23 protein-coding genes are annotated in these 25,295 nt (G+C 72.0%); 11 read left to right on the top strand and 12 right to left on the bottom strand.

Annotated elements, in window-relative coordinates; translation table 11 throughout:
- Positions 1 to 1,278, top strand: a complete 1,278-nt coding sequence (locus M1R94_RS01020; protein ID WP_249379800.1) for a glycoside hydrolase family 5 protein — start codon at positions 1 to 3, stop codon at positions 1,276 to 1,278.
- A gap of 54 nt (positions 1,279 to 1,332) precedes the next feature.
- Here M1R94_RS01020 and M1R94_RS01015 read toward each other — a convergent pair whose 3' ends face one another.
- From M1R94_RS01015 to M1R94_RS01000, 4 genes are all read right to left on the bottom strand, one after another.
- Positions 1,333 to 4,245 carry a glycosyl hydrolase gene (locus M1R94_RS01015; protein ID WP_249379799.1) on the bottom strand — a complete coding sequence of 971 codons (2,913 nt, stop codon included), beginning with the start codon at positions 4,243 to 4,245 and terminating at the stop codon, positions 1,333 to 1,335.
- A 337-nt stretch (positions 4,246 to 4,582) separates the two neighbouring features.
- Positions 4,583 to 5,767 carry an ABC transporter permease gene (locus M1R94_RS01010; protein WP_249379798.1) on the bottom strand — a complete coding sequence of 395 codons (1,185 nt, stop codon included), beginning with the start codon at positions 5,765 to 5,767 and terminating at the stop codon, positions 4,583 to 4,585.
- Complete coding sequence (locus M1R94_RS01005) at positions 5,764 to 6,777, bottom strand: ABC transporter ATP-binding protein (protein WP_249379797.1); 1,014 nt, start codon at positions 6,775 to 6,777, stop codon at positions 5,764 to 5,766. The genes M1R94_RS01010 and M1R94_RS01005 overlap by 4 nt, the downstream gene beginning before the upstream one ends.
- A 50-nt stretch (positions 6,778 to 6,827) precedes the next feature.
- Complete coding sequence (locus tag M1R94_RS01000) at positions 6,828 to 7,295, bottom strand: SSI family serine proteinase inhibitor (protein ID WP_249379796.1); 468 nt, start codon at positions 7,293 to 7,295, stop codon at positions 6,828 to 6,830.
- A 209-nt stretch (positions 7,296 to 7,504) separates the two neighbouring features.
- Between M1R94_RS01000 and M1R94_RS00995 the strand changes: the two genes are divergently transcribed.
- The 7 genes from M1R94_RS00995 (at position 7,505) to M1R94_RS00965 (ending at position 13,905) form a co-directional block, all read left to right on the top strand.
- Positions 7,505 to 8,785 carry an aspartate kinase gene (locus tag M1R94_RS00995; protein WP_249379795.1) on the top strand — a complete coding sequence of 427 codons (1,281 nt, stop codon included), beginning with the start codon at positions 7,505 to 7,507 and terminating at the stop codon, positions 8,783 to 8,785.
- Between the two features lie 2 nt (positions 8,786 to 8,787).
- A complete protein-coding gene (locus tag M1R94_RS00990; protein WP_249379794.1) occupies positions 8,788 to 9,864 on the top strand; it encodes an aspartate-semialdehyde dehydrogenase in 1,077 nt (358 codons plus the stop codon).
- Between the two features lie 121 nt (positions 9,865 to 9,985).
- A complete protein-coding gene (locus M1R94_RS00985) occupies positions 9,986 to 10,393 on the top strand; it encodes a GntR family transcriptional regulator (RefSeq protein WP_249379793.1) in 408 nt (135 codons plus the stop codon).
- Positions 10,390 to 11,268 (top strand): ATP-binding cassette domain-containing protein, encoded by an 879-nt coding sequence (locus tag M1R94_RS00980; RefSeq protein WP_249379792.1) that lies wholly within the window; start codon positions 10,390 to 10,392, stop codon positions 11,266 to 11,268. Before M1R94_RS00985 ends, M1R94_RS00980 begins: the two co-directional genes overlap by 4 nt.
- A complete protein-coding gene (locus M1R94_RS00975; RefSeq protein ID WP_249379791.1) occupies positions 11,265 to 12,002 on the top strand; it encodes a hypothetical protein in 738 nt (245 codons plus the stop codon). The genes M1R94_RS00980 and M1R94_RS00975 overlap by 4 nt, the downstream gene beginning before the upstream one ends.
- 126 nt (positions 12,003 to 12,128) lie before the next feature.
- Complete coding sequence (locus tag M1R94_RS00970) at positions 12,129 to 13,124, top strand: ABC transporter ATP-binding protein (protein WP_249379790.1); 996 nt, start codon at positions 12,129 to 12,131, stop codon at positions 13,122 to 13,124.
- 1 nt (position 13,125) lies between these two features.
- On the top strand, positions 13,126 to 13,905 hold the full coding sequence (locus M1R94_RS00965) for an ABC transporter permease (RefSeq protein WP_249379789.1): 780 nt from the start codon (positions 13,126 to 13,128) through the stop codon (positions 13,903 to 13,905).
- 23 nt (positions 13,906 to 13,928) lie between these two features.
- On the opposite strand, the gene M1R94_RS00960 is transcribed toward M1R94_RS00965, so the two are convergent.
- Positions 13,929 to 14,426 carry an NUDIX hydrolase gene (locus tag M1R94_RS00960; protein WP_249379788.1) on the bottom strand — a complete coding sequence of 166 codons (498 nt, stop codon included), beginning with the start codon at positions 14,424 to 14,426 and terminating at the stop codon, positions 13,929 to 13,931.
- A gap of 155 nt (positions 14,427 to 14,581) precedes the next feature.
- Here M1R94_RS00960 and M1R94_RS00955 point away from each other — a divergent pair, with 155 nt between their 5' ends.
- Positions 14,582 to 15,280, top strand: a complete 699-nt coding sequence (locus M1R94_RS00955; RefSeq protein ID WP_249379787.1) for a hypothetical protein — start codon at positions 14,582 to 14,584, stop codon at positions 15,278 to 15,280.
- A gap of 210 nt (positions 15,281 to 15,490) precedes the next feature.
- On the opposite strand, the gene M1R94_RS00950 is transcribed toward M1R94_RS00955, so the two are convergent.
- The 5 genes from M1R94_RS00950 to mobF all read right to left on the bottom strand — a co-directional run bounded on the left by M1R94_RS00950 (position 15,491) and on the right by mobF (position 22,455).
- Entirely contained in the window at positions 15,491 to 16,426 is a 936-nt protein-coding gene (locus tag M1R94_RS00950; RefSeq protein WP_249379786.1) for a Gmad2 immunoglobulin-like domain-containing protein, read from the bottom strand.
- Positions 16,427 to 16,933: 507 nt separating this feature from the next.
- A complete protein-coding gene (locus M1R94_RS00945; protein WP_249379785.1) occupies positions 16,934 to 18,208 on the bottom strand; it encodes a Fic family protein in 1,275 nt (424 codons plus the stop codon).
- Positions 18,209 to 18,466: 258 nt separating this feature from the next.
- Entirely contained in the window at positions 18,467 to 18,730 is a 264-nt protein-coding gene (locus M1R94_RS00940; protein ID WP_249379784.1) for a type II toxin-antitoxin system RelE family toxin, read from the bottom strand.
- Positions 18,727 to 18,987, bottom strand: a complete 261-nt coding sequence (locus M1R94_RS00935) for a type II toxin-antitoxin system Phd/YefM family antitoxin (protein WP_249379783.1) — start codon at positions 18,985 to 18,987, stop codon at positions 18,727 to 18,729. The genes M1R94_RS00940 and M1R94_RS00935 overlap by 4 nt, the downstream gene beginning before the upstream one ends.
- A gap of 45 nt (positions 18,988 to 19,032) precedes the next feature.
- Positions 19,033 to 22,455, bottom strand: coding sequence for a MobF family relaxase (gene mobF / locus M1R94_RS00930; protein WP_249379782.1), 3,423 nt, complete (start codon positions 22,453 to 22,455; stop codon positions 19,033 to 19,035).
- Positions 22,456 to 22,619: 164 nt separating this feature from the next.
- On the opposite strand from mobF, the gene M1R94_RS00925 reads away from it, so the two are divergent.
- Both M1R94_RS00925 and M1R94_RS00920 read left to right on the top strand, forming a co-directional pair.
- A complete protein-coding gene (locus M1R94_RS00925) occupies positions 22,620 to 23,057 on the top strand; it encodes a hypothetical protein (RefSeq protein ID WP_249379781.1) in 438 nt (145 codons plus the stop codon).
- A 225-nt stretch (positions 23,058 to 23,282) separates the two neighbouring features.
- The gene (locus M1R94_RS00920) at positions 23,283 to 23,456 is read left to right on the top strand and encodes a hypothetical protein (RefSeq protein ID WP_249379780.1); all 174 of its coding nucleotides are present in this window, start codon (positions 23,283 to 23,285) and stop codon (positions 23,454 to 23,456) included.
- A gap of 125 nt (positions 23,457 to 23,581) precedes the next feature.
- Here M1R94_RS00920 and M1R94_RS00915 read toward each other — a convergent pair whose 3' ends face one another.
- Together M1R94_RS00915 and M1R94_RS00910 are read right to left on the bottom strand one after the other, a co-directional pair.
- A complete protein-coding gene (locus tag M1R94_RS00915) occupies positions 23,582 to 24,505 on the bottom strand; it encodes a CU044_5270 family protein (RefSeq protein WP_249379779.1) in 924 nt (307 codons plus the stop codon).
- Positions 24,502 to 24,930 (bottom strand): RNA polymerase sigma factor, encoded by a 429-nt coding sequence (locus M1R94_RS00910; RefSeq protein WP_249379778.1) that lies wholly within the window; start codon positions 24,928 to 24,930, stop codon positions 24,502 to 24,504. Before M1R94_RS00910 ends, M1R94_RS00915 begins: the two co-directional genes overlap by 4 nt.
- Positions 24,931 to 25,295: the final 365 nt, after the last annotated feature.

Raw genomic sequence — 25,295 nt, 5'->3', positions numbered from 1 at the left:
GTGACCGGCCCGGTCCCCGCTCCCGGGCGGCGACGCGGCCTGTGGATCGGGTCGATCGTCGGGGCGTTGGTCGTCGGCATCACGGTCGGCGCGGTCGGCGTGATCCAGCTCGGTGCGGTCGGCGACGCCGGCCGCGCGGTCGCACCGGCTTCCGTTCCGACGTCGTCCCGCACCCCGGCGACGTCGTCCGAGCCAGCGCCTGCGCCGTCGTCGCCCGTCGTGGCGTCAGCGCAGGGCTTCCTGTCCACGGACGGGGCCACGATCGTCGACAGCGACGGGAGCCCCGTCGTCCTCAAGGCGGTCAGCTGGTTCGGGCTCGAGACCCAGAACTGCGTGCCCCACGGCCTGTGGACCCGGTCGATGGACGAGGTCCTCGACCAGATCCACGGCTTCGGGTTCACGACGATCCGGCTGCCGTGGTCCAACCAGTGCATCGGCGGCGCGGCGCCGAACAGCATCGATGAGAGCAAGAACCCCGACCTGGCGGGCAGGAGCGCGCTCGAGATCATGGACGCGGTCGTCGCCGGGGCCCGGGCGCGGGACATGACGGTGCTGCTCGACCGTCACCGGCCGGGGTACGACCAGCAGTCCGAGCTCTGGTACACCGACGCGTATCCCGAGCAGCAGTGGATCGACGACTGGGTCATGCTGGCCGAGCGCTACCTCGAGGACCCCACGGTCATCGGTGCGGACCTGCACAACGAGCCGCACGGCCCGGCATGCTGGGGCTGCGGGGACGCGGCGCTCGACTGGGCGGCCGCGGCGACCCGTGCGGGCAACGCGATCCTCGCCGTGCAGCCGAGCTGGCTCGTCGTGGTCGAGGGGGTCGAGCGCATGGGTGACGGGACGTCCACCTGGTGGGGCGGTGGCCTGTCGGACGTCCGCGACCACCCCATCACCCTGGATGTCCCGGACCGGGTCGTCTACTCCACGCACGAGTACCCCGCGAGCGTCTACCCGCAGCCGTGGTTCGCCGACCCGACCTACCCCGAGAACCTGCGGCCCCTCTGGGACACGAACTGGGGCTACCTGGTGCACGAGGACATCGCACCGGTGCTCGTCGGGGAGCTCGGCACGCACCACGAGACGGAGTCCGACCGGAGCTGGCTCGCCCACCTGGTCCCGTACCTGCTCGACGGTGGCTTCAGCTTCGCCTACTGGTCGTACAACCCCAACTCGAGCGACACGGGCGGCCTCGTCCAGGACGACTGGGTCACCCCGCAGCAGGGGAAGCTGGACGCGCTGGCGCCGCTGCTGCGCGAGGGCCGGGGACGCTGAGCCCCGGCCCTCGCACCTGCACGCCCCCGGTGCCCCCTGCACCGGGGGCCGTCGTCATCCTGCGAACGGCAGGTGGACGACCGACCCGGCGAGGTCGACCGAGGTCGGCTGGGTGCCGATCACGTTCCACAGCTCGACCCTGACCCGACCGTCGCGGAGGTCACCGAGCGCGCCCCCGGTGCTCAGCAGGCCCCGGGCTTCGGTGTACTGCTCCCAGCCCGGCACCGGGTCGGTCGCGAAGTAGTGGTAGGTCTCGACCCGGTCCCAGGTGCCGTCGCCGGTCAGGTCGTACGAGACCCGCAGACGGGTGCCGTTGCCGACCGCAGTGCCGGCGTCGAGGCCGATCGAGAAGCGGGTCGCGCCACCGGTGTGGTCACCCGTCAGTCCCGTCGCCTCGAGCACGAGCCCGAGGGCCGGCTCGCCGATCGCGTCCTGCCCCGAGGCGCGCGCGACGCTCGTGGTCGTGACGTTCCCCGGCTGCGGGGCCAGCACGCCCCCTGGCGTGAGGTAGCGGTCGAAGACCGACGTGCCGGGGTCCGGGTCGGGCGTGGGGTCCGGGTCCGGTGTCGGGTCCGGGTCCGGGTCGGGCGTCGGGTCGGGTGTGGGCCTGGGGTCCTCGCCGCCGGGCCCTCCCGGACCCGAGCCGCCGCTCCAGCTGTGGGCACCCGTGGTGACCGTGCGGCCGGCCGGGACCGTGACCCGGGTGCCGTCGGAGAAGCGCACGAGGATCTCCTGCGCGGTGACGTTCGCGGCGACGTAGGTGCGACCACCGGTCCCGTCGAAGACGGCTGCCAGGGGGTGGTCCGCGCGGATCCCGCTGTCCAGCGTGCCCAGGCCGTCCAGGTTCGCGATCCAGTGGTACGTGTGCGCCCGGCTCTCGCCCTCCTCGACCGTGTAGCCGGGATGGCCGTCGAGGGCTGCGAGCGCCGCCGGGGCGTCCCCCAGGGCCAGGGAGGACCACAGGAGGTCCTGCCACACCGTGGGCGGCCCGCCGATCGTGCGCTCGAGCTCGGCGTAGTTGCTGCGGACGTCGTCCGGCCGCAGGCCGAGGTACAGGTGACCGCCCGTGATGGGCAGCAGGTTGATGCCCTGGATCATCTCGGGCGCACCGCTGAACCAGGTGGAGTAGGTGCCGCCCGAGCCCCAGACCATGCCCAGGGTCGTGTGGCCGAAGCCCTCGGGGATCGCCCCGGCCTCGTCGAACCAGTACTGCTGGATCGCTGCGGCCTGCGTCGCGTAGATGAAGGCCCCGGCGTCGCGGACCTCGGTGTCCCCCGTCGCCTCTCCCCACTGGATCAGGGCGTTGGCGAAGTTCATCCCCTCCGAGCTCGACTCCTGGTTGTTCCCGGCCCCGAAGGCGCCGTGGCCCGCGGCCCAGTCGTGGCCCGCGTAGATGTCGAAGTCGCGCAGGTAGGGGAACATCTCGTCGTCGCGGTCGTAGCCGTTCGCGTCCCGGATCAGCAGGTCGACCATGCCGCCGTAGGCGTCGTCGGCGGCCCACTCGGAGTCGAACCGGGCGAGGGTCGCCGCGGCGAGGATGAAGTAGCCGTAGTGGAAGTGGTGGTCGTTGAGCTCGCGGTCCGAGCCGTACGAGCCGGGGAAGCCCACCAGGGTGCCCCAGCTCTCGTTGTACGCGAAGACCTGCTCGGTCTTGCCGTCCGAGGCCGTGAACCAGTCGGTCAGGGTCTCGCGGATGCCGGCCAGGGCGGTGTCGCGCACGTCGGTGCGGCCGACCTGGTCGGCGATCTCGGCGATCCGTGCCGCCCTGCCCAGCCCCTTGCCGGTCCAGTACGTGTCGCTGCCACGTGCGTCCATCGGGTCCTGCGCGACCTGGTCGAGCAGGGCGTCCAGCCGGGCGTTCTGCTCCCCGCTCCCGGTCATGACCGCGGGGATCTCGGGCAGCACCCCGGTGAACGGCGTGTCCGTGGTGAACGACGTCGCACCGGCCAGCGTCAGCATGTCGCCTCGTGGGGAGACGTACGTGCGGTCGATGGCCTGGCCCTGCGACGGCCCGTCGCCGGTCGTGCTGTCGAGGTACGCGCTCTGGTGCGGGTAGAGCGAGACGACCGTCCCGTCGACCGAGCCCTGGAACGGTGCTGTCTCCAGGGAGTAGGTGGTGCGCACCGTGCCGCCGGCCTGGTCGTAGGTGTAGTCGGCGCGGGTCCCGGTGACCTCGGAGAACGCGTAAGGGGCGTACCGCTGGGCGAACGCGCGGCGGGTGGCGTCGTCGTCCACCGGCGTGGTGGGCAGCGCTGCGACGGACAGGAACCCTGCCCCGGCCAGGGAGCTGCGCAGCTGGTTGCCGGTCGAGCTCCAGGTCGAGCCCACGGGGGCGTAGGCGACGTAGTCGCTGCCGCCGGCGGTGAAGCCGATGTGGCCTCCGTCCTGGAGCCAGGTCCGCACCCCGCTCGGGGTGTCCAGCACCGCGTCGCCGCCGCTGAGGTGGTACCAGCTGAAGGGCAGGCCGTGACCGATCGTCGCTCGCAGGGAGCGGCCGTTGCCCTCCCAGGACGGCGTGACGGTCCAGTCCGTCCAGTCGGCGACCATCACCACGGGGGCGTCGAGCCCGTCGACCCCGACGACGACGTCCTCGCTGTAGGGGTAGTGGAACTCGCCGATGCCCCCGGGGGTGCCGTACATGACCGGCTCGCGGGTGCTCGACAGTCCCAGGCCGTCCTGGTGGGGCTGGTACGCGACCGGGTGGGCGTGCAGCGGGGCGCTGGTGGTGCAGCTCGCGTTCGGGTGCTTGAACACCAGGGATGACCACCAGTCGTTGGTGGGGACGGCGCCCGAGGGGGCGTCGTCGGTGAGGTACGCGCGGGCATCGGTGGCCAGCGGTGCGCAGCCCTCCGGTGCGGGTCCGACCTGGTCCGTGGTGTAGCTGCCGGCACCGACGGGTCGGGTCTGGGCATGTGCGGGGACGGCGAGGACGCCGCCGACCAGGAGGACCGCGGCGGTGGCGGTCATCGCGGTGAGCCTGCGCCGCAGGTGCGGACGTGGTCGAGAGGTGCCCGCCTCCCGGTGCTGCGGCTGTCGTGCGGTCGTGGCTGTCATGGCCCCCCCGGGTCGGCAGGGTCGCGACGTGGCCGCTGCGACCCCGCAGGTTGGTCCGGCCGTCGGTGCGGTCGGACGGCCGACACCCGCCCACGCTGGCTAGGTGGCCTGTCAGTGCGACCAGGACTCGACGTTATAGAGACCATGACTCATGGACAAGGCTTTCTGAGACCGGTCTCATCAGGAGACGGAGACCGGTCTCATCATGTGACCACCGGTCTCGTGCGACGGGTGAGGTCGCTGCGACGGGCTAGGCGACGCGCGTGCCCCGGGGCAGCGTGCGCTGCGGGATCCGCAGCCGATGGGTCGCGAACAGCACCCCGGCGGCGCCGAGCAGCAGGTTCACGGACAGTCCCCACGGCCAGACCGGGCTGAGCGGCCGCCCGTCGTCGGAGGTCCCGGCGCCGAAGCCCTGGCCCGTCATCTCGAGCTCGCGCCAGCAGTAGTTGAAGGTCTCGGGCGGGCCGAGCCGGGCCGTGCGCACGCCCTGACGGATGAGGGCCAGCGGGTCGAACGAGCCGTAGTAGTCGTCCCGCGGGCGCACCGCGTCGGGCGCGGCGTCGGCCACGATCACGAACGGGTTGATGGCCAGCAGCCACCACGTCCGCTCGGTGTGCGAGACGTACTGCTCACGCTCGACCCACGTGCAGGGGATCATCGGCTCGCCGTCCAGCGGGTACTCGTTGCCCTCGCGCTCCCAGGCCTCCCAGTCCTCCTCGTAGACCTGGACCGTCTCGATCCCGCTGACCAGCGGGACGCTGAGCCCGAAGATGATGAGGGAGAGCACCGACAGGCTCGCCACCGCCACGTAGCTCAGCACCGCCGAACCGGCCGTCCGGGCGGTCAGCGCCGAGAAGCCCAGTCCCATCGCGCACACCACGGCGAGCATCACGGCGAGCAGCAGCACGGTGGTGAGCACGGCGAGCGGCGAGGTGTTGCCCGTGGCGAAGGCCCACAGGATGAACGGCAGCGACACCGCCAGGAAGGCCAACGAGGCCAGCCAGGCGGCCAGCAGCTTGCCGAGCACGATCTCGAGCGCGCTCAGCAGGGTGACCTGCAACGTGGCCAGGGTGCCCGCGGCCCGGTCCCCGTTGATCGCCGTCGCGGAGAGCGTCGGGGACACCAGCAGGCCCAGGAAGAGCACGAAGAACGCGATGAAGCCGAACATCGTCGGGCCGACGGTCCAGGCCGCGTCGTCCACCTGTCGGGCGAAGGCCCAGGTCAGCACGCTGACACCGCCGACGAGCAGCCCGAAGACCACCAGCGAGACGATCCACCGGGTCGACCGGACCCGCTGGCGCAGCTCGAGGGTCGCCACGGTCCGCACACCGTGCCAGCTGACCGACCAGGTGCTGCCGGCCCCGGGCAGCGGGTCGACGGCCTGACGGGGGTCGGTCGGGGTCGGTCCGACCGGTGGGGCCGTCGTGGTGGTCATCGCCGCTCCTCCTCGAGGGCCAGGTAGGTCGCCTCGAGGGCACCGGAGGCCGGCGCGAGCGAGGTGACCGGCACGCCCGCACCGACGGCGGCGCGCAGCAGGTCGGCCGCCCCGGCCTCGCCGTCCAGGTCCACGACGAGCGAGCCGGGCGAGTCGAGCAGGTCGGGCGGTGGGGCGAACCCGTTCGCGGTCCCGCCCTCGGGTCGCCACGGGACCCCGGCCGCCGTCAGCCACCCGGCCAGGCCGGACTGGGACAGGGCCCGTAGACGCCAGGGCCGGCGCGCCGCCGATGCCGCCGCGAGCGACTCCGCGGCGACCGTCCGTCCGGCCGAGACGAAGACGGCGTCGTCGGCCATCTCGTCGAGCTCGACCAGCACGTGGCTCGAGACCAGGATGGTCTTGCCCTGGGCCGCGAGGTCACGCACCAGCACGCGCAGGTCCACCCGTGAGCGGGGGTCCAGGCCCGACGCGGGCTCGTCGAGCAGCAGCACCTGGGGGTCGTGCACCAGCGCGCGGGCCAGGCCCAGGCGCTGCTTCTGGCCGCGCGAGAGCACGTGGGCGGGGCGGTCGGCCAGGTCGGTCAGGTGCACCAGGTCGAGCAGCTCTGCGGCGCGGGCCGCCGCGCGCGCGGCAGGCAGGCGGTAGGCGGCACCGACGGTCGTCAGCACCTCGCGCGCGGTCAGCGAGTCCCACGTGCCGAAGGCGTCGGGCATCCAGCCGGTCAGCGCCCGGGTGGTCAGGCCCGCGGTGACCGGGTCGTGCCCGGCGATGCGCACCGTGCCGGCATCGGGGACCAGGAGCCCCGCCAGGACGAGCAGCAGGGTCGTCTTGCCCGAGCCGTTGGGCCCGATCAGCGCGGTGACCGCCCCGCGGCGGGCGACGAGGTCCACGCCGTCGACCGCGCGGACCGCCCCGAAGTGGCGGCGGACCCCGGACACCACGATGCCGGGGTGCTCGGGGGCAGGGGCCAGCGGGGCGGGACCGACGGCGCCGTCGGCGGCAGTGGGCATGGCGCGAGCCTAGGGCCGGCGTGCAACGGTGTGGGGGATGCTCGCGGCGCTCACTGCGTGGTCCCTGCCTCGCCGAGCAGTGCCGTCAGGTTGTCCCACCGGGAGATCTCGCAGCCGTTGGTGTACGAGAAGGTCGCGTCGACCTGCTCGCCGCCGACCAGGCCCTGGACCGTGGCGACCTGCGGGCCGCCGTACTGCTGGGTGCACATCTGGTCGGCGGGCACCGGTGCGAAGGCCTCCGCGATGTCCACCGTTCCCAGGGTCGCGCAGGCGCCCTCGGGGTCGGGGTGGTCCCCCCCGGGCGGGTCGCAGGTGAGGGTCCAGGTGCGGGTCTGCCCGTCACCGGTCTCGTCGACGGTGACCACCAGCTCGGTGGTCGGCTCGTCGGTCTCGATCGGGGTCGGGGCGCCGGGGACCTCGACGTCGGGGCTGGGGCTGCCCGCCTCGCCGCCCGTCGCGCAGCCAGCCAGGGCGAGCAGACCGACGACGACGGCCGTGGCAAGGACGGTGCTGCGCATGGTGCCTCCTGGTGCCGGGACACGGCGGGTGCTGAGGCACAGGCGACGGGTGCCTGCGCCGACCTCCCTGTCTACCCGTTCTGTGTGCTCGCGGCCCTCGGCCTTGCCGTCTTCCCGCATGGTGAACGTCCCGGTGTCCGCGGGCTGGTCACGTCTAGGATCTGGCATCCGAGACATGCACCACCGCCACTCACACCGGAGCGCTCGCCGTGAGCCTGATCGTCCAGAAGTACGGGGGATCCTCGGTCGCCGACGCGACCGCGATCAAGCGCGTCGCGAAGCGCATCGCCGAGGCCAAGCGCGCCGGTGACGACGTCGTGGTCGTGGTCTCCGCGATGGGCGACACCACCGACGAGCTGCTCGAGCTCGCGAACGAGATCTCCCCCCTGCCCCCCTTGCGGGAGATGGACATCCTGCTCACCGCGGGCGAGCGCATCTCGATGTCCCTGCTGGCCATGGCCATCGCGAACCTGGGTGTCGAGGCGCAGTCCTTCACCGGTCAGCAGGCCGGTGTGATCACCGACGACGTGCACGGTCGTGCCCGCATCATCGACGTCAAGGCGAGCCGCATCCGGCAGGCCCTGGACTCGGGCGCGGTGGCCATCGTCGCGGGCTTCCAGGGGGTCACCGAGCACACCAACGACGTCACGACCCTCGGCCGGGGCGGGTCGGACACCACGGCGGTGGCCATCGCGGCCGCGATCGGGGCGGACGTCTGCGAGATCTACACCGACGTCGACGGGGTGTTCACGGCCGATCCCCGGATCGTGCCGAGCGCCCGCAAGATCGACCGCATCTCCTACGAGGAGATGCTCGACATGGCAGCCAGCGGGGCCAAGGTCCTCATGCTGCGCTGCGTCGAGTACGCCCGGCGCAACGGGGTGCGCATCCACGTGCGCTCCTCGTTCTCGGGCCGTGAGGGCACGCTCGTCACCGACGAGCACGCCGACGCACAGGAAGAGGGACAGATGGAGCAGCCGATCATCTCGGGCGTCGCGCACGACCGCACCGAGGCCAAGGTCACCGTCGTCGGCGTGCCGGACGTGCCCGGGACGGCGGCCCAGATCTTCGAGGTCGTCGCCGGCGCGGACGTCAACATCGACATGATCGTGCAGAACGTCTCGGCGGCCTCGACCGGGCTGACCGACATCTCCTTCACGCTGCCCGCGACAGACGGCCAGAAGGCCACCGCGGCGCTGCAGGCCGTGCAGGGGTCCATCGGCTTCGACTCGCTCCAGTACGACGACACGATCGGCAAGCTGTCGTTGGTCGGCGCCGGGATGAAGTCCCACCCGGGGATCTCCGCCAAGCTCTTCGGTGCGCTGCGCGACGCGGGGATCAACATCGAGATGATCTCCACCTCCGAGATCCGGGTGTCGGTGATCACGCGCTCGGACCAGCTCGACGACGCGGTCCGGGCGGTCCACACCGCTTTCGACCTCGACTCCTCCGACGGCGAGGCCGTGGTCTACGGCGGGACAGGACGATGAGCATGAGCACAGGGTCCAGCGAGGCACGGCGGGGCCTTCGGGTCGGCGTGGTCGGCGCGACCGGGCAGGTCGGCGCCGTGATGCGACAGCTCCTCGCCGAGCGGGACTTCCCGGTCGCCTCGATGCGTTTCTTCGCCTCGGCCCGCTCGGCCGGCACGACCCTGCCCTGGGCCGGGGGGGACGTGGTGGTCGAGGACGCCGCGACAGCTGACGTGAGCGACCTGGACATCGCGCTGTTCTCGGCGGGTGGCGCGACCTCCAAGGCCCTGGCGCCCCGGTTCGCCGCTGCCGGCGCGATCGTGGTCGACAACTCCTCGGCCTGGCGCCGCGATCCCGAGGTCCCGCTCGTGGTCAGCGAGGTGAACCCCGAGGCGATCGACCAGGCCGTCAAGGGCATCATCGCCAACCCGAACTGCACCACGATGGCTGCGATGCCCGTGCTCAAGCCGCTGCACGACGCCGCGGGACTGACCCGGCTGATCGTCTCGACCTACCAGGCGGTCTCCGGGGGCGGCCTCAAGGGGGTGGCCGAGCTCGAGTCTCAGGTCACCGCCCTCGCCGGGGCCGACGTCGCCGCGCTGACCCATGACGGCGGGGCCCTCGACCTGCCCGAGCCGGTGATCTACGCCCGGCCGATCGCCTTCAACGTGCTGCCGATGGCGGGCGGGATCGTCGACGACGGGTCGTTCGAGACCGACGAGGAGCAGAAGCTCCGCCACGAGAGCCGCAAGATCCTGGACATCCCTGGCCTGCTGGTCTCGGGGACCTGCGTGCGGGTCCCGGTCTTCACCGGGCACTCGCTGTCGGTCAACGCCGAGTTCGAGCGGCCGTTGTCGGTCGATCAGGCCAAGGAGCTGCTCGCCGGCGCCCCGGGTGTCGAGCTCACCGACATCCCGACACCGCTGCAGGCCGCCGGCCAGGACCCGAGCTTCGTCGGGCGTCTGCGTCAGGACCCGGGCGTGCCGGACGGGCGTGGCCTCGCCCTGTTCATCAGCAGCGACAACCTGCGCAAGGGTGCGGCGCTCAACGCCGTGCAGATCGCCGAGCTCATCGCCGCGAAGCACCAAGCCTCCGCCTGACGCAGCCGTCTGCCCCGGTCACGGGGCGCCTTCTCCCGCCAGCCCCTTGCCCTCGCGCGGCCTCTGTGGTTCATTAGTGGAGTAATGAACCACAGAACCAGTCCTGCAGGAGGTGGAGCGCGTGTTCGACGGCCGTGACCCCATCTACCTGCAGATCGCCGACCAGATCCGCCGCGAGATCCTCAGCGGTGCCCTCAGCGAGGAGGAGCAGGTCATGTCCACCACGCAGTACGCGACGACGTTCCGGATCAACCCGGCGACCGCGGCCAAGGCCTTCGCCGAGCTCGTCGACGAGGGCATCCTCTACAAGCGGCGCGGGGTCGGCATGTTCGTCGCCCCCGACGCCCGCGAGGCGCTGCTCGGCCGCCGACGCGAGCGCTTCTTCGCCGAGGCCGTCGAACCCCTGGCCCTCGAGGCCCACATCCTCGGCATCCCCGTCGAGCAGGTCGTGGACCGGCTCCGGCAGGCCGCCCGGACCGCCGCCGAGGTCGACCCCGCACGGCCGGCCACCCCCCAGGAGGACCGATGAGCTTCGCCGTCCAGACCCGCGACCTCACGCTGCGCTACGGCTCGACCGTCGCGGTCGACCGGGTGAGCCTGGAGATCCCCCCGGGCACCATCTGCGGGCTGCTCGGTCGCAACGGCTCGGGCAAGACCACGCTCCTGTCGGCCATGGCGGCCTTCCGTCGGCCGAACGCCGGGACCCTCCTGGTCGACGGCGAGGACCCGTGGGAGAACGCCCGGGTGCTCGAGGGGGTCGTCCTGGTCCGCGAGAGCGGGGACGTGCTGAGCGACCGCAGTCTCGAGGACAACCTCGCCCTCGTCGCGCAGTCGCGCCCGCACTACTCGCACGAGCTCGCCGGGACCCTCATGGACCGCTTCGAGCTCGACCCACGCAGCAAGCACTCCGCGCTCTCCCGCGGGCGACGGTCGGCCTTCGGCACGATCGTCGGGCTCGCCTCGCGGGCGCCGCTCACGCTGCTCGACGAGGTGCACCTGGGCATGGACGCACCGTCGCGGTACGAGTTCTACGACGCCCTGCTCGCCGACTACGTGAGCCACCCGCGCACGATCGTGCTCTCGAGCCACCTCATCGAGGAGGTCCAGCGACTGCTCGAGACGGTGGTCGTGCTGCACCACGGGAAGGTCCTGCTGACCGAGGACGCCGAGACGTTGCGACGTCGGGGGGTCTGCGTCACCGGACCCGACCAGGCCGTGGAGGCGTTCGTCGCCGGGCGGACCGTCGTCGGGCGGCAGAGCCTGGGCCCCACCACCCAGGCCACGGTCTACGGCGACCTCGAGCCCGAGGAGATCGCCGCCGCCCGAGGCCTGGGCCTGGAGATCGGACCGGTGGACCTGCAGGACCTGTTCGTGCACCTGACCGGGAAGGAGGCAGGACGATGACCGCTGACACGCAGGTGGCGCCGGTCCGGGGGAACCGCCGCGGACCCGTGCTGCGGACCGTCCGATGGCTCGTCCGCGGCCAGCTCGTGATCGCGGCGTGGGCCGTGTCGGTCGTCCTCGCGGGGGCCACGGTCGCGCTGATCGTCTGGGCGAACCTCGGCGAGGTGACGGCCTCGGTGGTCCAGTTCAGCCGTCAGGGCGGCATCTGGTTCCCCTTCGCGATGGCGATCGGCACGATCACCGCCTACCTGCCGGTCCACGTCGCCGCGGGCATGACCCGTCGCAGCCTCGCTCGCGCCGCCGTCCTGGCCATGCTGGTGATGACTGTCGTCTACGCGGTCGCGCTGACGGTGCTCCTCCAGGTCGAGAGGCTCGTCTACGGCATCGCCGGCTGGAGCCACGAGCTCACGGAGTCCGACACCAGCTACGCCTCGAGCGACATCGACCTGGTGCTCGGTACCCATCTCGCCCTGATCGGCACGGCTCAGCTCTGCGGACTCCTTGTCGGCATCACGTACTACCGGTTCGGTGGATGGTGGGGCACCCTCACCCTCCCGCTGACCGTCGGGCCGATCTTCGGGGTGATGTGGATCCTGCAGGCGGGCCTCGGCATCGCCGCGCCCGGCCTGGACCTGGCCCTGCGGGCTGCGGTGATCGTCGGGCTCCTGGTCGTCCTGGCCGCAGCGTTCTCCCTGGCCACCCGAGGAGCCACCGTCCACACCGCGACCGGCTGACGGCGCGGCACGGCCCGCCGGCAGCGGCCGGCGCCACCACTCACCACACCTCGCACGGGGAGGCGCGGCCCGCACAGGGCCCGACGCCGTCCCTCCCCTCACCGCACCCATGATCGGAGGCTCATCATGCCCAGCAGCACCCAGGACCGACCCGCTGACCCCGTGGTCAGCGTGGACGGCCTGCACAAGAGGTACGGCTCGACGATCGCGGTGGACGACGTCGGCCTCGACGTCCACCGCGGGGAGATCTTCGGGATCCTCGGACCCAACGGTGCCGGCAAGACCACCACCGTCGAGTGCCTGACCGGCCTGCGGGCACCGGACCGCGGCACGGTCAGGGTGCTCGGCCTGGACCCGCAGCGCGACGGCCTCGCGCTGCGGCAGCGGGTGGGCTGCCAGCTCCAGGAGAGCGAGCTCCCCGGCAAGCTCCGCGCCGGTGAGGCCCTGGACCTCTACTCCTCGTTCTACGAGCACCCGGCGGACGGGCGCGCGCTGGCCGCCCGGCTCGGGCTGACCAGCTCCCTCGACACCCCGTACGCCAAGCTCTCGGGAGGTCAGAAGCAGCGGCTGTCGATCGCGCTGGCACTGATCGGCAACCCCGAGATCGCGGTGCTCGACGAGCTCACCACCGGGCTGGACCCCCAGGCGCGCCGGGACACCTGGGAGCTCATCGAGGGGGTCCGGGACCAGGGGGTCACCATCGTCCTGGTCACCCACTTCATGGACGAGGCCGAGCGGCTGTGCGACCGCCTCGCCCTGATCGACCACGGCCGTGTCGTGGCCACCGACACCCCCCAGGGCCTCGTCCGGCGGGCCGGGGTCGGGCAGGTGCTCCGCTTCCGCACCGCTGACCCGGTGCCCGACGAGCGCCTCCGCGCGGTCCTGGCGCAGGTCCCCTCGGTCGAGCAGGTCGACGTCACCGGTGACGACGTCGTCGTGCGCGGGGGGCACGACGTCGTCGTCGCGACCCTGCTGGGACTGACCGGCCAGGGCATCACCCCCGTCGCGGTGGCCGCGGAGCGCGGCCGGCTCGAGGACGCCTTCGTCGAGCTGACCCGTCGTGACCGCCAGCACCGGCCCGGCGCGGACGCCGAGCCGACCACCGTCCTCGAGGAGGTCTGACATGCACGCCCTGCGCACCCTGACCCTGGCCGAGGGGCGCGTGTACCTGCGCGACCCGGGCACCGCCTTCTTCGCCCTGGCCTTCCCCACCGTCCTGCTGCTGCTGCTCGGCCTGGTCATGCCGGGCATGCAGGAGCCGATCACCGCCGCGATCCCGGAGATCGCCCACCTGCGGGGCATCGACCTGTACGTGCCCGTCGCGCTGGCGATGGCGATCACGACGGTCTCGCTCACCACCTTCCCCTCGGCCTTCGGCACCTACCGGGAGAGGGGGGTCCTGCGCCGGCTGTCGACCACGCCCCTGCCCGCCTCACGGCTGCTGGTCGCCCAGGTCGCGGTCAACGTGGCGGCCCTGCTCGTGGCGGTCGCCCTGGCCCTGCTCGTGGCGGTCGCCCTGGCGCTGACGGTCGCCTGGGCGGTCCTGGACATCGTGGCACCGACCCGGCCCGGCGTCGTCGTCGTGGCGTTCGTGCTGGGCGCGCTGCACATGATCGCGCTGGGCTGCCTGCTCGCGGCGGTCGTCCCCACGGCGGGTACGGCGAACGGTCTGGGGATGCTCCTCTACTTCCCGCTGATCTTCTTCGCCGGGGCGTGGATGCCCGGCCCCCTCATGCCCGACTCCCTCGAGCGGGTCGCGGGGTTCCTGCCGCTGGGCGCCGCCGCGCAGGCGATGAGCGCCGGGTGGTTCGGCGACGGCGTGCCCGTCCAGCAGCTCGTGGTGATGGTGCTGTGGACGCTGGTGCTGGTCCCGGTGGCCGCCAAGGTCTTCCGCTGGCAGTGAGGCCTCGACGGCCCGGCCCTGGGTCAGCGTGCGAACCAGGCTTCGGGACGTCCGCCTCCCCGCGCGGCGGCCACGTAGGCGAGGGTGCGCGCGATGCGCTCGGTCGACGTCCTCGTCAGGTCGGCCGGCAGGTGGTCGCGCTCGAACCACGCGACCTCGGTGGACTCGTCGTCGGCCACGTGGGCCGTGCCGCCCACGGGGCGGCCCCAGAAGCAGAGGTCGAGGTACTGGGCCAGGTCGCCGTTGGCGTACCGGACCTCCTCGGTGATCGACACGGCGGTCAGGGCCACCACCTCGATCTCGACACCGGTCTCCTCGAGGGCCTCTCGGGTGATCGCGCGCGCCGGTTCCTCACCCGGCTCCACGATCCCGCTGACCACTGCCCACAGGCCGTTGTCGGCGCGGCGCCCCAGGAGGAGCCGGTCGGTGTCGTCGAGCACCACGACGGACGCGCCGGGCAGCCACAGCGGTGCGTGGCCGACCGCCGCGCGGAGGCGCAGGACGAACTCGGGGATCGGCATGCCGGTGACTGTACGACGCCGACGGGGTTCCGGGCGTGGTGGGCGAGGGAAGATCGTCCGCATTCGTGGTGGTCCGTGACTGGTGTCACAGCCCGTCGTGCAGCAAGATGCTCCCCACGGGTCAACGCCGACCCACGAACGCCGATAGGACGACCATGGCACTCGTCTATGACACGCCCGCTTCCGTGGGTGCGCCGTTGCGCACCTCCCAGATCGCCCGGTCCGTCGGCGCGGACGGCTGGGTCCTCGTCGGACGCAGCGACCGCCGCGTCGGTGCGAGCGCCGAGCGTGCCGTGGTCCTGGTCGGCCCGGGCGGGGTGATGGTGCTGGGGATCGCGGACGAGCCCGGCGTGGTGACCACCGCTCAGGGTGAGCTGCGGGTCCATGGGCACCGTCGCACGGCCGACACCGCGGCCCTCGCCTGGTCGGCGGGGACCATCGCCGCGACCCTCCCGCCGCAGCACCGCACCGCGACCCGTGCGGTGCTGTGCGTGCCGAGCCAGAACGTGCCCCCGGCGATGCTGAGCAGCGGGGTGACCCTCGTCGGGGCCCGGCAGCTGGGACCGTACCTGCGCAGCCTGCCCGTGCGGCTCTCGGCCCAGGAGGTCCGCGACGTGGGACGTACCCTTCGTGCGGAGCTGCCCAGCCCCTCACGCAGCGGTGGTCGTCAGCTCGTCGCGGGGGTGCTGCTCGTCGCGTCGCTGCTGGTCTTCGGCCCACGAGCGGTCGACCTGGTCGACGACGCGGTCACCGGTGCACCGACGGTCTCCGAGGTTGCCCCGGGAGAGGCCGAGGTCGCCCCTGCGCAGGACGGTGCCACCGGCCAGGAGCCGGGCGTCACGTCCGAGGGGTGACGAGGTGCGCCGACGTCCTCGCGGGTGAGCGAGGGACGAGCGGCGGAGCGTCGAGCGGGGTCGCGGTCAGTCCCAGAACGGCGGGAGGTCGTCCTCGACGGGGATGCCGACAACTGCTGCGAAGGTCGTGAGATCCATACCTCTATTTCGACAGGTCGGGACCGGGTTCTTCCGGGACCTTTGGGCAGGTCGAGGGTGATCTGTGGTCGGTCACTCCACCGTGACCGACCTGCTGTCGCTCATCGGGGTGCCGGCCTCGCCGTCGGACGGGTCGGACTCGCTGATGACGACGGTGTACGTCCCGGGTTCGAGGTCCACCGAGAAGGTGAACGGGGCGAAGGTCTGCCCTTCTGCCGTGGTGGTGAAGTCCGCGGCGACCTCGGTCCCGTCGGCGTCGAGCACCGACCACAGCACGGTGGCCTCGAAGACGTTCGCCTCGCCGCTGACCGTGATCGGCGAGCTCGTCACGGTGCCCTCGCGCGGCTCGTCGATCTGCACCAGCACGCGCACCTCGAGGGGATCGGCCCGCGTCACGGGCTCGTCCCAGACGACCGTACCCCAGAGCTCACCGGCAGGTTCGCCGTCGATGGTCAGCAGCACACCCGCCGTCTCGTCCTCGGCGGCGGCCGTGACGGTGTGGACGAGCTGCTGGATCATCAGTGCCGCACCCTGCGAACCGATGTTCGCCTGCCGCGCCTGCGCGCTCAGGTCGACGACGATCGTCCCGTCCGCTCCGGGACCCACCGACAGCACCTCGGTCGCGGGGTCCCAGGCCGTGCTGTAGTCGGGGTCGTCGGCGCCGTCGACCATCGCCTGCACCGAGGCGACGACGGCGTCGGTCCCCGTGCCCTCGCCGAGCTCGCGGGCCAGTCGCAGCCCTGCGCGGGTGTCGACCAGGTAGTAGGCGACCGTGTCCACCGGCCCGGGTGTCGCGGTCGGCTCCGGGCTCGGCTCGGCCGTGGGGGTCGGGGCGGGCGAGGGCGGCTCGGGTGTGGGGGAGGGCTCCTCACCGGTCGCTCCGGTGCACGCGGTCAGGACGAGGAGCAGCGCAGCGGTCACCGCCAGGGCGGGGGAGCGGTGCCGGCGGGCGGTGCGCGGTGGGCAGGACGACGGCGTTCTCACCGTGGTGCGGTCCGTGGTCATCATGATCGCCTCCCGACTCGGGCGTCGGCGCAGGTCGGTCCACGCCTCGGTGCCCTGCCCCCAGTCTCGCACCGGTGCAGTGCCACCGTCAGGGCGCACTTGCGCACGGTGCAGCACGACCCGGTGGCACGAGCCGCGGACGGTGGCAGGGCTGCCGCGGCTGTCGAGCGGTACGACGGTGACGAGAGCCGCTCGGATCGCAGAGCTCGTCTTGTGGCGGTCCCCGCAGACGACACCCGCGGCGCCTCCACTGGTCAGCTGACCAGGCCGACCTCGGTGCCGCCGCGACGCCAGGTGCCCTGGGTGTGCTGGACGACGAAGGCCCTCGACCCGCGTCTCCGCTGGTCGAGGGCCCTCGTCTGCTGGTCGGGGTGACAGTTGAACCTGCGCCCTCTTCGTCCCGAACGTCCCGTCGGGGGTGTCTGCGCAGGTCACCGCGATTCGTGAGGTGTCTCCAGGGCTGTCCGGCTCGCAGTGGGGGTGATTCTGGGGTGAGCGTTTGCGCGGGCCTCACCGCCCCGCGGCGCGCCGCCCTGCCCGGCGGGAGAAGTCGTCGATCGCGGCAAGGATGCTGGTCGCTTGCCAGGCGCGGTTGCGGCGGGCGTGCGACGTCGTCGTGAGGACACCGGCGTCGACCAGGGTGGCGATGGACGCCCGGGCGGCCGGTGCGGAGACCCCCAGGTCGGTGACGGCGCGGTCGACGTTGATCACCGGCTGGGCGAAGAGTGCGTCGGCGAGCCGCCAGACGGACGAGTCGGTGCGGGCCTTGATCTGATCCCGCCACTGCTGGCGGATGCCCAGGATGTCGCTGGCGAGCTGACGGCCGTTGGCGACCGCGGCCAGTGCAGCGGCGGACATCTCGGTGACGATGGGGTTCGGGTCGCCGTCACGGTACGCGCCGAGCGCGTCGAAGTACCGGCCGGGGGCGCGCAGCAGCCCGGCGGACACCGGGACTGTGGTGTGCCGGGTGATCCCGTGGTCGCGCAGGACGGTGTGGACCAAGACTCTTCCGGTGCGGCCGTTCCCGTCGATGAACGGGTGGATGGTCTCGAACTGGGCGTGGAGGAGGGCGGCGTGCACCAGCGGCGGCACATCGGCTCGTTGGCCGAACGCGCAGAGGTCGTCGATCAGCCCGGGGACCCGGTCGGCGTGGGGTGGGACGAAGTCTGCGTCGTGCGGGGAGATCGGTGAGGACCCGATCCAGACCTGCTGGTCGCGCCACGTGCCGGCGTGGTCGGGCTCGGCGGCCTGGAGCAGGGTGGCGTGGATCGCCAGGATGGTGGCGGGGGTGACGGCTTCTCCGGCTTTCAGGGCGGTGGTCATCGCGTGGGCGTTGGCCACGATGAGTGCGGCGTTCTCCTTGCCGGGGGCACCGAGCTCAGCGAGGGCGATGTTGCGGGCGTTGGAGGTGAGGTGCTCGATCTGGGAGGAGGACGCGGACTCGGTGCGCAGCAGGACTGCGGGCATGGGCACGGGCAGGCCGGCCATCTCGGTGTCGAAGCGGGTGACCTCGTTGGTGGCATCCAACGCGGCGGTGAGCGCCTCGGGTCGCAGGCGGGGGTCCAGGTCGGCGATGAACGGTGGGACGGCGGCCTTGTAGGGGCGGGCGGTCTTGATCCGTTGCCACACGTCGAGGTGGCCCTCGTTGAGCGTGGAGGCCCAGTCGCGGTCCTCATAGGTCACCGGTGGCCAGCCGGCGGTGGGGTGTAGGGCGGGCGCGGCCTGGGCGCTGCTGAGCCTCGGATCGCCCTGGGCCTGGCCGGCCGGTTCGCGTCGCTCGTTCATCGGTCCTCCGGCGTGCTCGGGCCTTTCCCACGGCACTCCGGTGAAGAAGGCTTCGGCGGAAGCCTTGCGTGCGAGTGCGCGTTACGAAAGGATAGCGCGAGATCCTTTCGTATGACCAACGCTTCGCCATGCTTGCTTCCCATCCTTGCAGCAAAGGCCGTCACGCCCGGCGGGAGAGCCCGTCGACTGCCGCGGGGGCGCTGGGTGCCTGTGTGCGCTTGCGCCGACCCTGATGCGGTCCAACGGTCCTCCGGATCCTCAGTGGTAGACGTCGCGGCGATGGTCGACGGTCATGATCGTCACGGTGGCGGCCTCGTCATCGATGGCGTAGATGACGCGGTACTGACCGCGGCGGGCGGACCAGTACCCGGCGAGCTCATGCGTGAGGCGCGTGCCGGCTCGCTGCGGATCCTCGGCCAGTGCGCCGCTGGCGAACATCCGGACCGCTGTCGCTACGGCCTCCGGCAGGGTCTCTGCGGTTGCCCGCTGCGCCGGCGGCGCCCAGCGGATGAGGTAGGTCACCGCCGGCGCAGGGCCGACTGCTCGACGGTCTCGCCGGAGTCGATCTCAGCTCGGGCCTCGGCGACCTGTGTCATCAGAGCCTTGTTCGACAGGATGTCCAGGGTCTCCTCCAGCGACGCCAGGTCGTCGGGGGAGACGAGGACGGCGGCCGGCTCACCGTTGCGTGTGATGACGACCCGCTCGTGGGTGTCGTGGACGGTTCTGACGATCGCGGACAGATGGGCCTTGACGTTGGCCAGCGATGTCGTGGTCGTCATGACCCGAATTCTAGTCACGACCGTCGCTGCTGTACGGGTCAAGTGCTACCGACCCATCCCGTAGTCGCGATCGGGCGCCGACGGGTACACCGGGGCCGAGAAATCCCAGCGCGCACGCTCGGCCGCTTGTGCCAGCCTCGCGGCCTCGGCGATCCGCCCAGCCTCGGCCTGTGCTGCTCGGTCGCGGATGAGCTGAGCGGCCTCGCCCACGGGCAGGGCGTCGATCTCGGCAAGCTCGCGGCGTGCCTGACGCACGTGAGCTCGCAGCTCGGTGACTCGCTCCGCCAGTCGGCTGGGCCAGTGCCCGCCCGCGACGTCGTGCATCAGGGTCGACCGCGCCTGTCTGTGGTCTGCCTTGAGCTCCTGCTGCTCGAGGTGGGCGCGGTCGGCCGACTGCTGCGCCGCGACCACCCGGGGGTCGGCGAGGACCTGCCGCTCAGCAGCGGCCTCGGCCCAGAAGGGGAGGTGGGTCGTCGTGTGCGGGACGTCACCCCAGCGTCGGCGCACGGAGTCCTCCGTCGTGCGGTGCGTCGCGAGCGCCTCCCGAGCGGTGCGAGCGGCCGACCGCTTGCCGAACCGCCCCGCGACGTTCAGTGCGCGGTGTGCCTGCCACGTCCGCTCCTGCGCACTCAGGTAGCCCACGCCGTCGCTGGTGGCCATCTCGATCAGTGGTACGGCGACCGCGGTCCGCACGTCCGCGAGGCGCGCGTCGGCGGCCGTGACGACGTGGGCCTGCTGCTCCGCCCCGACGCGGTGCTCGGCGCTCTGCCGGGTCAGGGCGCCCAGGGCGTGTTCCCACCGGGCTGCCTCCCGCTCGGCACTAGTGATCAGTTCGCGGAGCAGAGCCCGTTCAGCGTTGACGAACGTCACCGGGCCGTCCGCGATGAGGCCGCTGACCGCGTGGTGCGCGCCGTGGGTCGCGTCGGTCAGCCCGCGATCGGCGCGGTCCCGCTGGAGTGCTGCGGTGAACTGCTCGCGGGCCTCGTCCCGGTCCGCAGCGACGACGTGCAGGGTGTCGCTGTCCCGCCCGCGGGTCATGCCGACGTACAGCCCTGCCCCGTCCAGTGCGTCGCTGAGGATCGTGTGCGCCCTGGGAGTGGTCGCGCTCTGGACGCCGTAGGAGGTCGCGGCATATGCCAGGTGCGTGTGCTCGGCGACGTACTGGTCGGGGAGCCTGACGCTGCGCCCGTGCACGCCGCCGGCCGCGGTCGCCCTGACCCAGGCCCCGCCGTCATCGGTGACGTGCTGGACGGTCCAGGTCTGCCGGTTCGCCACACCGAGATCGCTCTGGTTGCGGCGGGTCTGGACCACGTCGCCGGCGCCGATCGGTAGGCCGTCGCTGCCGTAGGTGGTGTGGGCGTCGTCGACGTCGCCGCGCCGGACACGTACCTCCCGGATCGCCGAGTTGAGGGCGCGGGCCTCGTCGTTGGTCGCGACGGTGACCGCGTCGCCGTCTCGAGCCGTGCGGGCGACCGCGTCGTGCGCGTCCTCGGTGCTGGGGTGCAGCACGACCAGGCCCAGGGTCTCGAGCCGGTCGAACAGATGCGCCGGGTCCTCGCCCCGGCGCATCTGCACGGTGAGGTCGGCGTACTCGGGGTCGGTGAAGCGGTGCACCGTCGCCATGTCGAACATGCGCCGCGAGACCTGAGCCGCGATGTCGAGCACCCCACCCCGGCCGACCGCCGCCAGCTGCGCGCGGTCTCCGACGAGCGCGAGGCTCGCTCCTGCCTCGTCGGCGATGTGCAGCAGGGCGATGGCGGTGTCCTGGTCGAGCATCCCCGCCTCGTCGACGACGACTCGCTCTCCTCGGTGCAGGCGGGCCGATGCGGACGGCCCGGCGTAGATGCCGCCCGTGCGCGGGTCCGGCTCCCCGACCGCGAGGCGCGTCCACACCCCGTCCTGGTCCCATCGCCACCCGTGGTCATGGACGAGCTTCGCGACGGAGTCGGTCGGTACACCGAGCTCGCGCGCGGCGACGTCGGCTGCCTTCTTCGTCGGTGTCATGACCCTGGTCGCGCGGCCCTCGGCCTGCGCCGCGGAGATCGCCACGCCGAGCATCGTGGTCTTGCCCGCGCCCGCGGCCCCCTCGACCACGACCAACGGAGCGCCCGAGGCGACCGCTGCGGCCGCGCGTGCCTGTTCGTCGTCCAGTCCGCGATCGCGCGCCAGGCGGCTCACATCCGGCGTGGTCCCTGATGGTTGAGCGGCGCGCGCTGCCAGCAGGTCGCGCAGCTGCGTGTCCGCCGCGACGACCCGCACGCTGGTCAGGTGCGCGACGTGCTCGGGGTGCGCGACGACGGGTGGGAGCACGGACAGGCAGTCGTCGGCCGCCAGTCGGGTCGTCATCGCGATGAGGTCACGCAGCTCGCCGCGCTCGGCCCGCACGCCCGCCTCGGTGATGATCCGGGTGACGTGCTCCTGGATGTCGTGCACCGTCCAGGTCGACGCGCCGGCGGCGCACCGGTCCAGGGCGCGGTTCGCCACCTCCTGCACACGCAGCTCGTCGAGCGCGACGGGGACGCGTCGCGGCGCGCGGGGAAGGTCGGGGGTGTAGCCGGCGTCGTCCAGCTCGCGACGCCAGCCCGCTTCGCTGCCGAGACGGGACGGCTTCTTGTGCGGGCGTTCGTGATCCCAGGCCCTCGCCTGCAACCGGGCGCTGACCGCCGGACCGGGCTCTAGGCCGGGATGGGCGGCCGCCCACTTGGCCTCGAACAACGCCAGGTTGCGCGCGACCTGGCTGGCGCGCTTGCTCATCGCCGCGTTGAACGGCTGCAGCTCTGGCACCTCGCCCGTCACGGGATCGAGCGTCAGGGCGTGCGCGTCCAGCACCGCGGCGAGCCCAGGGTGGGCCGCCAGTACTGCGGTGCCAAGCGCGCGGATGGCGCCCTGCTGCCGGAAGAGTGCCGCGGTGTCCAGTCCGCGCCACGCGCCGGCGGCCCACACCCGCGTCCCGATCTGCAGGTGGATGTGGCAGTGCGGATCGCCCGCCCGCGAGGTCCTGTGCGAGATGGCGACCGTCTCCAGCCGCTCGACCGGCACGACCTCCTGCCGCCCGCGCGGGCCGACGCGCGTGACCGAGTGCAGGCCGAGCCAGGACCGGATCTCGGCCACGGCGTCGCGCTGCGCAGCGTCCAGAGCCTCGGACACGTCCGGGTGCAGGGCGGCGGCGATCGACAGGGACTTGGGGGTGTTTACGACCATCTCGGCGAACCGCGGCGAGCCCTGTCGAGCCTCGCCAGCCTGACGCGGAGTCCCCATCGACTCCCCGGTGATCGGCTCGACCCAGTCGACCCAGCCGGCGTACTGGATGGGCGTCAGGGATCTCTCACCGGTCACCCTCCCGGTCCCGTCGACCACCGACAGCTCCGCCCGAGCGACGCCGCCTTCCAGGTAGTACTCGTCAGCCCGTGAGCGATCCGCCTCGAGGTAGCGGCGCGCGGCCGCGCCGGCACCTCGGAACAGGATCACGCCACCTCTCACGCCGACTCCCGTCATCGCGTGTACTTGCAACTATCGAAGGTAGCATACGTCCATTCGCGTCAGGTTGGCTGTCGAGGCGCGGGCGAGAGGCAACACGAGTGCGTCCACTCTGCGATCATCGATCGATGAGAGGTGCGATTGCCTTCGCGGTTGTGGTCGTCGCCGGTGGCGTCGCTCTCGCTGGCTGTGGGAACGAGGCTCCCGCACCGACGGAGACCATGACGGTCATCCAGACCGCTTCGCCAACCGCAGCGGAGACGCCCGACTTGTGGACCGCCGTCGACCCGTCGGCGCTCCCTCGCGACGTCCCGATCCTCGTCGAACGCATCCTGCGGGCCGAGCTGAACTCAGACGGTTCAAGCTGGCGGGTCATGCTCCAGCTGAACGACGCCGGAGCGGACGGCTACCCGCTCGCCGTCGCCGCCCTCACCGCCGCTGGGTTCGCTGTCGACCAGGAGGAGACCGACCCGACTCGACCCGCCTGGAACTACGCCGAACTCAGATCCGACGACTTCCAGGTGACGCTCGACGTCTCGAACGAGACCGGCGAGGGCTTCTACGCCGACTACGTCATCACCGCCCGTCAGTAGTTGCCTACCCACGGCAACCCGAGCACGATCACACGACGCGGTACCAGTGCGCGATCGTCGCCTACCGCGCCGGCCCGGGGCGTGCTCGGCCGCACGTTGTGCCCCCGGTGCTTCGCCGGGTCGCCGAGATCTGCACGGAGGCCGACGGGACCGCCGACGACGAACAGTCGCGAAGACCCCCGAGGACCTCGCCGACGTCGGCCTGCCGTCGGCGCCGTTCACCTGGTGGGAGGTCGCCCCGCCGGGCGACATGGCGGGCGACGAGTTCGTGAAGCGGCTCGAGGACGCCTGCTTCGAGCGTGCCACCGCACCCTCGGGGTCGAGATGGCCCAGCAGTACACCGCCGTCCTCACCGACGAGATCGAGAAGATCTTCATGAAGGCCGACGCCATCGTCTGAGAGTTCGTCGAGGGTCGTGCACGGATCTGCCGCCGCCCGTCCGTTCTTCGGCGACCGAAAAATGATGACTACCTCGCGGACGCGAAGCTTGGGCCAGCCGAGGAGTGCGCGAGCGGCTGCCGCTATCAGCAGCTTCGATGGGGCTCAGATCCCGGTCCGCAGATGGGGGGGTCTGTCTCGGGTGCTGTGTCGGCGGGTCGCTGCTCCAAGAGGGTCATGCGCCACGCCAGGACGCCGTCTTGCGTGTACTGCTCGATCTGCAGGAGTCGACCCTCGTCGGGGTCGACAACGAGGCGTTCCATCTGACGGCCGTTGGCGCGGTCATCTCGTTCGACTGCGATCCCAGGTCGTCCGGCGGCGTCCGTCACACGGCCGGTCAACTCCACTCCGGGGATGGTCGCGGTCACCTCCCACAGGGCTTGGCGGAGGGCCGGCGGTGCGGGTGTGCCGACCAGGAGTGACTTGACGCTCTCCCACAGCTGTTCGTTCTCACTGGCGCCGTCGGGGTTGTAGTCGCTGCGCAAGATGCGTTCGAGTTCGACCGGATCCGTCGGCAGGGCGTAGAGCCCGGCCCAGTCGATCGCTCCGCCGGCGTGGAACCACGTCGGGCCGAGCGAGCCGGTATGGACGCCGTCTGCTCCGAGACTCGCGTCGGGACCAAAGACGCCAGGGTCCTGCAGGGCGCCCTCCAGGACGGGGTCGCGCGGGATCCAGCTCTGGCGACGGTATGGGTCCTCACCGGTGTACTGGATCTCGGATGCGACGTACCAGTAGGTGGCTTCAGGCCAGCCGCCTGGTTGTTCCCCGGCAGCCGCCCCCGCGGCGATGAGCACCTGGGAGGCGGTGGCACTCGATGAGCCGCTCGGTCCTGGGCCGAAGCCGATCACGCTCGCCATCACCAGGGCCCCGCTGAGTGTCACAGCCGCGGCGGCGGAGCGGGAGCGGCGACGTCGGACCCTCAGTTGTCGCGCTCGGGCCTGGATCTGGGCTACCGGGCGGGTGGGAACGTCCGCGACGTCCGCCAGGTCGCGGAGGAGTTCGTCGGTCATCTCAGGTCTCCGTTCAGGGCGGGCCGCAACTGCTCTGCCAGTTGCTTGCGTGCTCTCGACAGGGTCGTGGCGACGGTGCCTCGGGTGATGTTCATGGCAGCGGCGATCTCCGCCTCGCTGAGATCCGCCACGTACCGCAGCGAGACTGCAGTCCGGGCTCTCGCGCTGAGTCCAGCGACCGCCCGCCACAAGGCGGTATCCGGTTCCCGGGGAGCGGGTACGTCCTCTGGACGGCAGCGCTGCAGGTAGCGGGCTTCCAGCTGCTGACGTCGCCAGGACCGGCGGACCTGGTTGAGTGCGGTCGCGTAGACCCAGCCCCCGGGTGAGTCCATCGCGCCGACCCTGGACCAATGCAGCAGCGCGAGTGCGAAGGACTCCGCTGCAGCCTCCTCCCCGAGCCCGGGATTGCCCGTTGCCAGAGCCATCGCTCCGCTGACCCGCGGGAACTCGGCGCGATACCAGGTCTCGAAGTCGACTCGCGCCGCTCCACTCGGTGGATCAGTCATGTCCCCTCAAGCCTCGAGCGCCCCCAGATGTTGACATCCTCCACTCCCCGGTCACAGCCGCGTTGAGGGCGGCTACGCTCGCCCGGATCTGGCCGCGCTCCGGCACGTCGATGTCGGCCCAACCTGCTGCCTCGCGACCGTAGCCGAGGCGCGTGCGCTTGACGCGATGTTGTAGCAGCGCCTCGTAGGCCAGCGGCAGTGAACGCTTGGGTCTGCGCGCTGTCCAAGGCTGGCCATGGCCTGGACTGTTGGCGTCGGCGCGGTGTCCGCACGATGCCGTTGGG

It is taken from the genome of Actinotalea alkalitolerans (assembly GCF_023369855.1).
Classification (GTDB): domain Bacteria; phylum Actinomycetota; class Actinomycetes; order Actinomycetales; family Cellulomonadaceae; genus Actinotalea.
This window is presented reverse-complemented; position numbering and strand designations above follow the sequence as displayed.

Coding starts and splice junctions, on each gene's coding strand:
- M1R94_RS01015 (WP_249379799.1), bottom strand. CDS start 4,245: ATGACCGCCACCGCCGCGGTCCTCCTGGTCGGCGGCGTCCTCGCCGTC.
- M1R94_RS01010 (WP_249379798.1), bottom strand. CDS start 5,767: ATGACCACCACGACGGCCCCACCGGTCGGACCGACCCCGACCGACCCC.
- M1R94_RS01005 (WP_249379797.1), bottom strand. CDS start 6,777: ATGCCCACTGCCGCCGACGGCGCCGTCGGTCCCGCCCCGCTGGCCCCT.
- M1R94_RS01000 (WP_249379796.1), bottom strand. CDS start 7,295: ATGCGCAGCACCGTCCTTGCCACGGCCGTCGTCGTCGGTCTGCTCGCC.
- M1R94_RS00990 (WP_249379794.1), top strand. CDS start 8,788: ATGAGCACAGGGTCCAGCGAGGCACGGCGGGGCCTTCGGGTCGGCGTG.
- M1R94_RS00980 (WP_249379792.1), top strand. CDS start 10,390: ATGAGCTTCGCCGTCCAGACCCGCGACCTCACGCTGCGCTACGGCTCG.
- M1R94_RS00975 (WP_249379791.1), top strand. CDS start 11,265: ATGACCGCTGACACGCAGGTGGCGCCGGTCCGGGGGAACCGCCGCGGA.
- M1R94_RS00970 (WP_249379790.1), top strand. CDS start 12,129: ATGCCCAGCAGCACCCAGGACCGACCCGCTGACCCCGTGGTCAGCGTG.
- M1R94_RS00965 (WP_249379789.1), top strand. CDS start 13,126: ATGCACGCCCTGCGCACCCTGACCCTGGCCGAGGGGCGCGTGTACCTG.
- M1R94_RS00960 (WP_249379788.1), bottom strand. CDS start 14,426: ATGCCGATCCCCGAGTTCGTCCTGCGCCTCCGCGCGGCGGTCGGCCAC.
- M1R94_RS00955 (WP_249379787.1), top strand. CDS start 14,582: ATGGCACTCGTCTATGACACGCCCGCTTCCGTGGGTGCGCCGTTGCGC.
- M1R94_RS00950 (WP_249379786.1), bottom strand. CDS start 16,426: ATGATGACCACGGACCGCACCACGGTGAGAACGCCGTCGTCCTGCCCA.
- M1R94_RS00945 (WP_249379785.1), bottom strand. CDS start 18,208: ATGAACGAGCGACGCGAACCGGCCGGCCAGGCCCAGGGCGATCCGAGG.
- M1R94_RS00935 (WP_249379783.1), bottom strand. CDS start 18,987: ATGACGACCACGACATCGCTGGCCAACGTCAAGGCCCATCTGTCCGCG.
- M1R94_RS00915 (WP_249379779.1), bottom strand. CDS start 24,505: ATGACCGACGAACTCCTCCGCGACCTGGCGGACGTCGCGGACGTTCCC.
- M1R94_RS00910 (WP_249379778.1), bottom strand. CDS start 24,930: ATGGCTCTGGCAACGGGCAATCCCGGGCTCGGGGAGGAGGCTGCAGCG.